The organism is Mycolicibacterium aichiense, from assembly GCF_010726245.1.
In the GTDB taxonomy this organism is placed as follows: domain Bacteria; phylum Actinomycetota; class Actinomycetes; order Mycobacteriales; family Mycobacteriaceae; genus Mycobacterium; species Mycobacterium aichiense.
Genome location: NZ_AP022561.1, coordinates 3207135 through 3219035 on the forward strand (window position 1 = coordinate 3207135; position 11901 = coordinate 3219035).

The 11901-nt window shown below is 66.5% G+C and carries 9 protein-coding genes; 3 read left to right on the forward strand and 6 right to left on the reverse strand.

Annotated elements, in window-relative coordinates:
• Nucleotides 1-34: 34 nt before the first annotated feature.
• Together pheT and pheS are read right to left on the reverse strand one after the other, a co-directional pair.
• Nucleotides 35-2530, reverse strand: coding sequence for a phenylalanine--tRNA ligase subunit beta (gene pheT, locus G6N32_RS15600; RefSeq protein WP_115320366.1), 2496 nt, complete (start codon nt 2528-2530; stop codon nt 35-37).
• On the reverse strand, nt 2530-3573 hold the full coding sequence (gene pheS, locus G6N32_RS15605; RefSeq protein ID WP_163789289.1) for a phenylalanine--tRNA ligase subunit alpha: 1044 nt from the start codon (nt 3571-3573) through the stop codon (nt 2530-2532). Before pheS ends, pheT begins: the two co-directional genes overlap by 1 nt.
• A 119-nt stretch (nt 3574-3692) precedes the next feature.
• On the opposite strand from pheS, the gene G6N32_RS15610 reads away from it, so the two are divergent.
• Both G6N32_RS15610 and G6N32_RS15615 read left to right on the forward strand, forming a co-directional pair.
• Nucleotides 3693-5273 (forward strand): FMN-binding glutamate synthase family protein, encoded by a 1581-nt coding sequence (locus G6N32_RS15610; RefSeq protein WP_115320368.1) that lies wholly within the window; start codon nt 3693-3695, stop codon nt 5271-5273.
• A gap of 103 nt (nt 5274-5376) precedes the next feature.
• Nucleotides 5377-6708 (forward strand): HNH endonuclease signature motif containing protein, encoded by a 1332-nt coding sequence (locus G6N32_RS15615; RefSeq protein ID WP_115320369.1) that lies wholly within the window; start codon nt 5377-5379, stop codon nt 6706-6708.
• On the opposite strand, the gene fdxA is transcribed toward G6N32_RS15615, so the two are convergent.
• Nucleotides 6705-7034 (reverse strand): ferredoxin, encoded by a 330-nt coding sequence (gene fdxA, locus G6N32_RS15620; RefSeq protein ID WP_115320370.1) that lies wholly within the window; start codon nt 7032-7034, stop codon nt 6705-6707. The genes G6N32_RS15615 and fdxA overlap by 4 nt on opposite strands.
• Nucleotides 7031-8599 carry a phytoene desaturase family protein gene (locus G6N32_RS15625; protein ID WP_115320371.1) on the reverse strand — a complete coding sequence of 523 codons (1569 nt, stop codon included), beginning with the start codon at nt 8597-8599 and terminating at the stop codon, nt 7031-7033. Before G6N32_RS15625 ends, fdxA begins: the two co-directional genes overlap by 4 nt.
• Nucleotides 8600-8678: 79 nt before the next feature.
• Here G6N32_RS15625 and G6N32_RS15630 point away from each other — a divergent pair, with 79 nt between their 5' ends.
• The gene (locus G6N32_RS15630) at nt 8679-9278 is read left to right on the forward strand and encodes a TetR/AcrR family transcriptional regulator (RefSeq protein ID WP_115320372.1); all 600 of its coding nucleotides are present in this window, start codon (nt 8679-8681) and stop codon (nt 9276-9278) included.
• Here G6N32_RS15630 and G6N32_RS15635 read toward each other — a convergent pair.
• Nucleotides 9275-10756 carry an MCE family protein gene (locus G6N32_RS15635; protein ID WP_115320373.1) on the reverse strand — a complete coding sequence of 494 codons (1482 nt, stop codon included), beginning with the start codon at nt 10754-10756 and terminating at the stop codon, nt 9275-9277. The genes G6N32_RS15630 and G6N32_RS15635 overlap by 4 nt on opposite strands.
• A complete protein-coding gene (locus G6N32_RS15640) occupies nt 10756-11880 on the reverse strand; it encodes an MCE family protein (RefSeq protein WP_163789560.1) in 1125 nt (374 codons plus the stop codon). The genes G6N32_RS15635 and G6N32_RS15640 overlap by 1 nt, the downstream gene beginning before the upstream one ends.
• Between the last annotated feature and the right edge of the window lie 21 nt (nt 11881-11901).

Consider the following 11901-nt stretch of genomic DNA (forward strand, 5'->3'; position numbering starts at 1 on the left):
AAATTCATTCCAGGGCGGCCCGCGCGGCGAGGGATCAGCCCCGCAGCTCGGCCCCGACCGCCTCGGCGGCCGCGGCGACCGCCGCATCGCGGGCGGCGCTGGCCTCGTCCTCGGTCAACGTCCGGTCCGGCGCCCGGAAGCGCAGAGCCAGCGTGAGCGACTTGCGGTCCGCGCCGATCTGCGGTCCGGTGTAGACGTCGAAGAGCGCAACATCCTCCAACAGCTCACCGGCGCCGCCACGAACAGCGTCGACCACTGCCGCAGCGGGGACATCACCGGCGACGACCAGGCTGACGTCCTGGAACACCGCCGGGAACGGCGACACCCGCGGGGCGGGCAGCGTCGCGACGATCGGCACGGCGTCCAGGTCCAGTTCGAGTGCGCAGGTGCCCTTCGGCAACCCGGAGCGCTCGATGACCGATGGATGCAATTGCCCGGCGTGGCCGACCACCTGCCCGTCGACGAGGACCTCGGCGCAGCGGCCCGGATGCCACGGCAGGTACTGCGCTGCGCGCAGCGTCACCTCGACACCGCAGGCGCGGGCGATGGTCCGCACTGCCTCGAAAGCGTCCGCCGCCTCCACCGAACGCCCGGGACCCCATGGTCCGCGCGGTTCGCGCAGACCGGTCAACACCGCACCCACATGTACCGGCTGACTGGGCAGCGAAGCGTCCAGTGCGGCGATCTCCTCGTCGCTCGGCCGGCGGTGCGTCGGGATCAGCTCGACACCCTTGGTCTGATCGGTGGGGTACACCACCTGCGCGATGGCGAACAGCGCGACGTCGCCGAAGCCTCGAGACACGTTGCGGGACATCGCTTCCAGCAGAGCCGGCAGCAACGTGGTGGCCAGGCTGGGCCGGTCGGCCTCCAGCGGGTTGAGCACTGTGGTGGTGACCCGGCGCGGATCGCGGTCCGACAGGCCCCACTGGTCGAAGACGCCTGCGGGCAGGAACGGAGTGGGCAACACCTCGACATAGCCGGACAGTCCCAGCGCCTTGCCGACCGCCCGCCGCCGCTTCTGCCCGGCGGTCAGGCCACGGCCGGCGGGTGCGGTGGGCAACACTGACGGGATCTTGTCCAGGCCTTCCAGCCTCAGCACCTCTTCGACCAGGTCGGCGGGCTGGGCGAGATCCGGGCGCCAGCTCGGCGGGGTCACGATGAGGATCGCCGGGTCGGCCTCGTCCTCGGTCACCTCGGCGCCGATCTGGGTCAACCGCTTGACCGTGGTGCCGCCGTCGTATTCCACCCCCGCCAGCTGATCGGGCAGATCGAACCGGATCCGCACCGGTGGCGGGGACCAGTTGTCGCGTGGTGGGTCCCCGCGCCAGTCGGTGAGGGTGGGTTCGATGGTGCCACCAGCGATCGAGGCGAGCAGCCGGGCACAGCGATCGACCGCGGCGACGGAGATGGCGGGGTCGACGGAGCGTTCGTAGCGCCGGCCCGCCTCGCTGACCAGGTGCAGACGGCGGATCGTTCGCGACACCGCCGCCGGATCCCATACCGCGGCTTCCAGCAGGATGTCGGTGGAGTCGTCGTCGATCTCAGTGGTGCCCGCGCCCATCACGCCGCCGATCGCCGCCGTCGCGACATCGTCGACGATCAGCACGTCGGCCGGGTCGAGTGTGCGTTCGATGTCGTCGAGCGTGACGACGGTCTCCCCCGGCTTGGCGAACCGCACCACGAATTCGCCGTTGATGCGGCTGCGGTCGTGCGCGTGCATCGGGTGGCCGAGCTCGAGCATCACGTAGTTGGTGACATCGACGGCCGGTGAGATGGGCCGGATACCGCAGAGCATCAGCCGGCGGCGTAACCACCACGGCGACAATGCGTTCGGATTGATACCGGTGACCGGCCGCAACGCGAAACGGCTGACGCCGGTCTCCGGCTCGACGGTGACCGGCAGCGCCACGCCCTCGGCGGGCAGTGGGGCAACGTCGGCCGGGTCGTCGTAGTCCAGGTCGTAGGCACAGGCGATTTCCCGGGCGATGCCACGCACCGACATGCCGTAACCGCGGTCCGGCGTCACCGCCAGGTCGAAGACCACGTCGTCGAGTCCGAGCACGGCGATGCCGTCCGCGCCGGGTTCGGCAGTGTCCGGCGGCAGCACGAGGATGCCGGAATGGTCGGCGCCCAAACCCAATTCGGCCGTCGAGCAGATCATGCCGTCGGACAGCCGGCCGTATGTCTTGCGGCTGGCGATGTGGAAGTCACCGGGAAGCGTGGTGCCGGGCAACGCGACGACGACGAGGTCGCCGACAGCGAAGTTGGTTGCACCACAGACGATATCGCGATCCTCGGCTTCGCCCACATCGACCTTGCACGCCCGGATGGGCTTCTTGAACTCGGTGAGCTCTTCGATGGCGGTCACCCGCCCGACGGTCAGCGGTCCGCTCACCGGGCCGAGGGTGATGATGTCCTCGACCTCGTGGCCGACCCGGATGAGGGCCTGTTCGAGGTCGTGAGGTTCGACATCCCAATCGGGTGCGCCGCGCTGCACGACTTCACGCAGCCAGCTGTAGGGAAGGCGCATCAGATACCGACCCCGAACGGCAACGAGAACCGCACGTCGCCTTCGACCATGTCGCGCATGTCGGGGATGCCGTTGCGGAACTGCAGCGTGCGCTCAAGGCCCATCCCGAATGCGAAGCCCGAGTAGACCTCAGGGTCAATACCCGCGGCGCGCAACACGTTTGGATTGACCATGCCGCAACCACCCCACTCGACCCAGCCGGGGCCGCCCTTCTTGTTCGGGAACCAGATATCCACTTCGGCCGAGGGCTCGGTGAACGGGAAGAAGTGCGGCCGCATCCGGGTGCGGGCGCCCTCGCCGAATTCGGAACGGGCGAACGCATCCAGCGTGCCCCGCAGGTGGGCCATCGTCAGCCCGCGATCCACGGCAAGCCCCTCCACCTGATGGAAGACCGGGGTGTGGGTGGAGTCCAGTTCGTCAGTGCGGAACGTCCGCCCGATCGACACGATGTAGACCGGCAACTCGCGGTCGAGCAGCGTACGCACCTGGACCGGAGAGGTGTGGGTGCGCAGTAGCTGGCGCGAACCCTCCGGGGCGATGTGGAACGTGTCGGACTCGCTGCGGGCCGGATGGTCTGGCGGAAAGTTCAGCGCATCGAAGTTGAACTGCTCGGTCTCGACCTCGGGGCCTTCGGCCAGCTCCCAGCCCATCGCGATGAAGGTGTCGGCTACGTGCTCGGCCAGGATGGTGATCGGGTGCCGCGCCCCGACGGGCTGCCGCGTCGAAGGCAGCGTGACGTCGATGGCTTCGGCAACCAGGACCGCCGCGTCACGTTCGGCGCGCAGCACCGCCAGGCGCTCGTCATAGCTCCGCTGGGCGTCGCCGCGGGCGACGTTCACCAGCTTGCCCGCCTCGGCCCGGTCGGCCTTCGGCAGAGTCGCCAGCGCCTGACGGGCCAGTGCGAGCGGCGCGCGGTCGCCCAGATGATCGGTCTTGGCGCGGGCCAGCGCATCCAGGTCGGCCGCCTCTTCGAAGGCGTGCCGGGCCGCGCTGACGGCCTCTGTCAGCGATTCCTGCGACAAGTCGACGGGTTGGGCACCCACGCGGCAAGACACTCCTTTTTCGCAGCTGGGCTTATTTCCGCCACGGATGTGACGCAAGTGCCGATCATAGGTGATGCCAGAATGACGCCTCGCAGGCATTTCACCCTCAAGGGAGCCCGATGCTCAGAGCCCTCGCCGTCACCTCGCTGTGGGTGGTGGCACTGGCCGCCGCGGCGCTCGCGTTGGCAGCCAGTTCCTTGTGGTGGCTGATCGCCGTGCCGCTGGTCGCGATCGCGGCCTTGGGCACCTGGGACCTGCTGCAGACCCGACACACTCTCCTGCGGTCCTACCCGGTGCTGGCGCACGCCCGCTGGCTGGCTGAGGCGATGCGCCCCGAGATCAGGCAGTACTTCATCGAGTCGAACACCGAGGCCAGTCCGTTCGATCGAGAGACCCGCGACATGGTCTACGAACGGGCGAAGGGCACCAAGAGCGACGAGCCGTTCGGCACCGAACGGGACGTCAACGCACTGGGCTACGAATTCCTCCGCCACTCCCTGCGGGCCCGTTTCGCATCTGAACTGGCACCCCGGGTGCGGCTCGGCGGCCCGGACTGCACCCGGCCCTACGACATCGCGCTGTTGAACGTCTCGGCGATGAGCTTTGGTGCGCTGTCGGGCAATGCGATCGAGGCCCTCAACGGCGGCGCCGCCCGCGGCGGATTCGCCCACGACACCGGCGAGGGTGGCATCAGCCCGTACCACCTCAAGCACGGCGGCGACCTGATCTGGGAGATCGGCTCCGGCTATTTCGGGTGCCGCGACGCCGGCGGGCACTTCGACGCCGCGCTGTTCGAAGAGAAGGCGGCCTGGCCGACGGTGAAAGCGATCTCGATCAAACTGTCCCAGGGAGCGAAGCCCGGCCTCGGCGGGGTGCTGCCCGGCGCCAAGGTAAGCGCCGAGATCGCCGCCACCCGTGGCGTGCCGATCGGTCAGACGGTGGTGTCCCCGCCGGCGCACACCGCGTTCAGGACCCCGCTGGAGATGATGCACTTCATCGCAACGCTGCGAAGTCTGTCCGGTGGTAAGCCGGTTGGATTCAAACTCTGCATCGGCGCGCGCACCGAATTCCTGTCGATCTGCAAGGCAATGCTGCACACCGGGATCACCCCGGACTTCATCATCGTCGACGGGTCTGAGGGCGGAACCGGTGCGGCGCCACAGGAATTCGAGGACCACGTCGGCATGCCCCTGACGGAGGGGCTGATGCTGGTGCACAACGCCCTGGTCGGGACGGGACTGCGTCGCCACATCAGGGTCGGGGCCTCGGGCAAGGTCGCCAGCGGGGTCGACATCGTCAGCCGCATCTGCCAGGGTGCGGATTTCACGCTGTCCGCCCGAGCGATGATGTTCGCGATCGGGTGCATTCAGGCGATGAAGTGCAACACCAACAGATGCCCGACCGGTGTGGCCACCCAGGACAAGGCGAGGGCCCGGGCGCTCTATGTTCCCGACAAGACCGAGCGGGTGGTCAACTTCCAACGCGCCACGGTGGCCAGCGCTGCCCAGATCGTCGCCTCGATGGGGCTCAACGGATTCGAGGAGCTGGAGCCTTCGATGCTCAACCGCCGCATCGAGGGGCAGCGCACCCGCACCTACGCCGAGATCTACGACTGGCTGATGCCCGGAGAGCTGCTCGACGACCCACCGGAGTCCTGGCGGTCGGACTGGATCGAGGCCTGCGCCGAAGAGTTCCGCTAGCGGAATCGCCAACGCGCTGAATCGTTTTCCCCAGTTCCGCGTTCATCCACAGGTTCGCTGCCGGCAGCTATTTTTGTCGGTGGTTCGCACTAATGTTCGATGTATGGGTTTGATCGACGGCGTGTTGGAGGCGCTCGACGATGTCGTCGAGGCGTTGGCCGCAGTCGATCTCGAGGGGTTGTCACCGCCGGATCGGTTCAGGGTTCTGCAGCGGTTGGAGACCGCGCGACGCCGGCAGGTCGCGGTGTCGCACGCGGTGGTGGGGCGGTTGGAGCAGGTCGAGGGCTGCCCGCCGGTACCGATCACCCTGGCCGATGTGTTGCGGATCAGTCCGCGGGAGGCCAAACGCCGCATGCGGGATGCCGAGCAGGTGGCGCCGCGGCGGGCGTTGACCGGTGAGCCGCTGCCGCCGCTGCTGCCCGAGACCTCTAAGGCCTGGCATGACGGGAAACTCGACGGCGAGCATCTGCGGGTGATCCAGCGGTTCTTTCGTGACTTGCCCGATCATGTCCCGGCGGTGGAGGTCGAGAGGGCCGAACGCACACTGGCCGAGCACGCCCAAACGATGCGGCCCGACCAGTTGGACAAGATCGCCCACCGGTTGGCGCTGCACCTCAACCCCGACGGGACGTTCTCCGATGACGACCGCGCCCGTAAACGCGGCTTCGTCTGGTGCGGTGGGCAACAAGTCGACGGGATGAGTGTGGGCCGGTTGATCGCCACGCCGGAGTTGCGGGCGCTGCTGGATGGGTGGTTCACCAAGTTCGCCGCACCCGGGGTGTGCAACCCCGCCGACCAGACCCCCGCCCTCACCCCATCCGAGGACGTGGCCGAGCGTGACCTGCGCAGCCACGGCCAACGCCAGCATGATGCGTTGACCGCATTGGTGCGTGGTCAGCTCGGGGATCCGAAACTCGGTCAGCACAACGGGTTACCGGTGACGGTGATCGTCTCGGCCACCCTGCAGGACCTGCAGGCCAAGACCGGGCACGCGGTCACCGCCACCGGAACCCTGCTACCCATCCCGGACGTCATCCGGATGGCCAGCCACGCCTACCACTACCTCGCTCTGTTCGACGGGGTGCACGGGCAGGCCTTGTGGCTGGGCCGCACCAAACGCATCGCCACACCTGATCAGCGGATCATGCTGCACAGCAAGGAACGTGGCTGCACCCGCCCGGGATGTGACGCACCCGGCTATCTCACCGAGGTCCACCACGTCGACGAATGGGCCCAGGGCGGGCTGACCAACATCGACACCCTCACCCTGGCCTGCCCGGCCGATCACCGACTCCTCGACCACGGCTGGAAAACCCGAAAACTCGCCAACGGCGACACCGAATGGATCCCCCCACCACAACTCCCACTCTCCGCAGGCACCAACACCTACCACCACCCAGAACGCTTCCTATCCGGAGACGGCGAAGGCAGCTAGTGCTCGGCAACGTCCTTTCGCGGCTGCTGGGACACCAGCGGCGCGTCGAAGGATTGCCTGCCCAATCCGCGTGCCCCGCCTGGTGATCCGAGATCGGCGAAGAAATCCGCGTTGGCTGCCACGTACGGCTGCCACTCGTCGGTGGCGTCGTCGATGTACACGATCGCCTCGACTGGACACACCGGCTCACAAGCCGCACAGTCGACGCACTCGTCGGGATGGATGTACAGCATCCGCTGCCCTTCGTAGATGCAGTCGACCGGGCATTCGTCCACGCACGCCTTGTCGCGGATATCCACACACGGCTCGCCGATGACGTAGGTCATGACGCCGCCAGGTCGTCCAGCGCCGCATAGGCCGCGTTGTATCCGGGGACGAAGGTGATGCCGGGGCCGCCGTGGCATCCGGCACCGCCCAGATACAAACCCTGTACTGGAATCTGGATGTCCAGGAATCCTTTGGGGCCCGGGCGGTTCGGACCCATCAGATCCGGGTGCAGCAGACCGTGGCAGAAGTCTCCGTCGGGCGCACCGAACATCGTCTGCATGTGATAGGGCGCGAACGTGATGTGCCGAATCTGGATGTCCCGGAAGTTCGGCGCGAATTTCGTGATCTTGTCGATCACCGTCTCGGCCATCTCGTGTTTGAGCCGTCCGTGTTGTTCGCGGGGCGCCTCCACCGGAAATCCGTAGGCGTACGCACTGGCCGCGTGCTTTCCCGGCGGCGCGAGGGACGGGTCGGTAACCGACGGGATCTGCATACCGAACGACGGATTGTCCGGCAGCATTCCGGCCCGGGCCATCTCCCACTGTCGTTGCTGCTCTTCGGGTGTACCGAAGACACCGACCGACTGCTGCATGCCCTCTTCGTTGAGGAGCTCGTACGGCGCGGCGAACTCGGGTAGGCCGTCCAGCGCGAAATGCATCTGGATGAACGTGGCGCGATGGTCGCGTCCGGCCAGCCTCTCGACCAAGTTGCCCGGCAGATACTCCGTTCCGACCAAATCGATCAACGTCAGATCAGGCGACAGGTTGGACACCACGACAGGTGCAGTCAGCACCGAGCCGTCACGCAGCCGGACTCCGGTCACCCGCTCGTCCTCGACGAGGATCTGCTCGACCTTCGTGCGATATCTGATTTCGCCGCCACGATCGACGAACAGCTTCTTGAGGTGGTCGCAGACTGCACCAATGCCACCCTCCAGTTTCGTCATCATCGTGGCGTCCATGTCCGGCACACCCATCGCGAACGCCAGGCACGTCGCACTGCCCGGTGTGAACGGACCGCGATAGGTGGAGTTGATCGCCAGGAACGCCAGCATCCCGCGGATGGTCGCGTACTTGTCCTTGTCCGGAAAGTTGCGGTCGATGACATCCATCGCCGTGCCGAACAGCATCTCGTGGATGGCACGGCGCTCGGATTCGTTTGTCGCGCAGGCATACATCTCGTCGAGGGTCTTCGGTGGGGTGCGCGCCTCAAAGCGCCCCAGTGCACGCGAGGGACCTGTGGTCCACTCGAGCATCTTGGCCATACCCAGCACGGCATCGGTCCCGTGCCTCTCGGACAGATGCGTCATGTACTTCATCGGATCGCTGTACAGGATCATCGGTTCCTCGCCTGCCTCACCGAGATTGACCGACTGAACCTCCGAATGGACCTGCGGAATCGTGTGCAGTTCCAGGGCCGCGGCGACCTCCGGGGCGGTCGGAAACTGGACAGAACCGGCTATCTCGTAACGGAATCCGTCGATCAATTCCACAGTTGCCGCCATACCACCGGAATAGGTGTTCTGTTCGAGCACCACCGTACGTAGGCCGTGTTGCTGCAGGACTGCCGCCGCGGTCAGGCCGTTGTGACCCGCCCCGATGACGATCGCGTCGTAGTCGGTCATTGTTGGTTTCTCCTCACTCGATGGAACTGATGTCACGACTGCCGTGAATTTGCGAAAGACATTGTGCGAAAATGCCGTAATGACGAACTCGCATGACCGGCGCCGCACTGCGACGCGAGAGGCATTGCGCGAGGTGGCGTTGGCGAGGTTCGCCACCGACGGGTTCACGAACGTGACCGTCGCCCAGCTCGCCGACGATGCGGGCGTCACCGAACGGACGTTCTTCCGGCACTTCCCGACCAAAGAGGCGGTGCTGTTCCAGGACTACGAGACTCAACTCGAATGGTTCGCCGATGCCCTGGCGCGGCGCCCGGCCGACGAATCGCTGTTCGACGCAGTGCTGGGCAGCGTCGTCAGTTTCCCGCACGACCTGGAGGTCGTCCGCCAGGCTGCGATCATGCGGGCGACACTGCTCGACGGGGATCGAGCGGCCGGGCATCTTCGGGTGGTGCAGGCGTCGTTCGCGGCGGTGCTGACCGATTTCGTCAAGCGTCGCTACACCGACCTTCCCGATGTCGACCTGATCGCCGAGGTCGCGGGCGCGGTGTTGGCGGCGGCTCTGGTCACCGCAGTCGAGCGGTGGGGACGCGACGGCTGCGCGACCGATCTGCGTGAGGTGGTGGCCACCAGTGTGGGCCTGGTGCGTTCCGGACTGGCGCCGCTGACCTCCGAGAGTTAGCACGGCAGAAGGTCTTTCCATGATGTCGGCGCCTTCGAGGCGCCGAGATCCGACTGGACGAATCTGCGCCCGTCGGCGGTGACGTAACTGCCGGTCGCCGGGCTGTACGGAATGACCTGCACTGGCGACCGGCCTGAAGCAGGTGAGCCAAATGCACTGGGAGCCAACCCCGGTGCGGGCGAACCAGGTGGGCCGAAGATGTGGTCGTCGGGATTGACCCTGCTGTCGGGCGGAACCCCCTGCGAGATGAGATTCGGGTCCAGCGGATACGGACCGACCGCGTGCTGGCGCACCGCTGTCGGCACGAAGGGCTGGTCGCTGTCGCACATCTCCACGGTGGGAGCACGCTTGCCCGGCTTGCCGACGCAGGGATAGTTCCGTGCGCCACGGACCGCGAGTGGCGAATCCTGTGGCAGCTTGCAATACAGGCCGTCGGGGGTGTCGATGGTCGTTGTGTCGGCCGGTGACCGCCACGACGACGGCGGTAGGAAGCCGACGGTGCACGGCGGCGGATCACCCAACGTGATCGCGAACTCCCCCACCGGCAATCCCGTGGGATTGTTGGTCGGCAGCCCGAATGCCTGAGTGCTGGCGATGGCCGGTGGCAACAGAACCAGGAGCTGTTCGAGAGACGAGTTGTAGGTGACCAGAATCTGACCCAGCGTGCTCAGGTTGGCCAGCAACACCGGCAATGTCGGCTCCAGCTGATCGAGCAGCCGGGTGACCTCGTCGGCAGCAGCAGGCCCGGTGTCGAGCAGGGCACGGATCCGGTCGTCGTCCCCGGCGATCGTCTTGGTCACCTCGGCCAGACCACGAGCCCATACGCGCAGTGAATCGGTGGTGGCAACCTGTGAATCCAACAGCGGGACGGCGTCGTCGACCAATGACCTGGTCTCCGTGCGTACGCCGTCGATCTTGTCGATGACGGTCGCCGAGGAATCCAGCAGCGAGGACAGGTCGTACCCGGCGCCGCGCAAGCCGGTGTCCGACTCGTCAAGCAGGACAGCGATTTTATCGCCGGGAATGCTCCCGACGAGCGCGCTCACCCTGTCCAGCATCGGGCCGACGGCTTGCGGGATGGTGGTCTGCTGCAGCGTGATCACCGATCCGTCCTGCAGGTACGGACCCGATCCGCGCTGCGGCCGCAGGTCGACATACTGTTCGCCGATCGCCGAGGCACTACGGACCTCGGCCCGCAGATCGGCGGGGATTCTCGGCGATGTATCCAGCGACAGCGTGGCTTGCGCGCCGCCCGGGGTCAGTCGCAGGTCGGTGACCTTGCCGACTTGCACGCCGCGGTACGTCACGTTGGAGAACCGGTACAGACCACCGCCGCTGGGCAATTCCAGGGTGACCCTGATCTTGCCGATCCCCAGCAGCGTCGGCACCTGGATGAACAGGAATGTCATCAGCAGCAGGCCGGCAACGGCGATGATGCTGAAGATCACCAATTGGATCCGTACGAGTCGGGTCAGCATCAGCCGCCTCCGCCCGGCGTCGGCGCCGTCTGCGGTGTGGCCGGCACCGGATCGGCGATGCCGGTCTTGAGCGGGTCGTAGGTGTAGTTCAGGTACCACGGCTCGCCCGGAGCGGGAACAAGTTTCGCGTCCTGGTCGCCCCACCGGGTGCCCAGGAACATCGTTCGCTTGAGTCGCGGAATCGTCAGGTCGGCAACCAGGAACATGTTCACGTAGTCGCCGCGTACTGCCCGGTCGATGTAGCTCTGGTTATAGGGGTACGTCGTGGCGAAGGCCAGCGCGGTGTCGAGCTCGGGCCCGACATCGGCCAGCGCCTTGAGCGTCGGCTCGAGGTTGCCCAGGTTGGTGACCAGGTCGCTCTGCGCCGCATCGATCAGATCGGTGGTGGATTCGCTGAATATTCGCAGTTTGTCCAGCGCGGTGACGATACGCGGCCGCTCCCGGATGAGCACGTCGAGTGCCGCCGGAACGCGCCTCAATGCGGCGGTGACAACGTCACGCTGCTGGGCGAACGTGCTGGCGAAGGTATTCAGCTGCTGAATCATGTCGAGCAGATCGCTGCGTTCGCCGTCCAGCGCACCGACGAAATCGTCCAATCGCCGCAGCATGTCTCGGATCTGGGCCTGCCGTCCCGAGAATGCGGTGTTGGCGTTTCGGATGACATCACCGATCTGACCGAGTCCCCCGCCGTTGACCACCGCCGACAGCGTGGACAAGGTCCGCTCGGTAGACGGGTATGTCGATGACCTGTTCAGCGGGATCGTCGTTCCCGGCTGGAGCCGGCCCTGCGGGGCTACGCCGATCGGCGGATCCAGCTCCAGGTGCATCGAACCCAGCAGACTCGTCTGTCCGACGGTGGCGACCGCGTTGGCCGGCACCACCGCATCCGGGCGGACGAACACCTCGACGTCGGCATGCCAGTTGCGCAATCGCATCTCGCCGACGGTGCCGACGACAACATCGTCGATCAGGACCGGCGAATTCGATTCCAACATGGCGACATTGGAGACCTCGACGTGAAAGATGCTCGAGCCGCGCCTGTCCTGCGTACCCGGCAGCGGCAGCGAGTTCAGGCCCCGATAACCACATCCGGAGATCCCGTAAGTGATGAGGACGACCACCATGGCCGCCTGGATTCGCCGGTG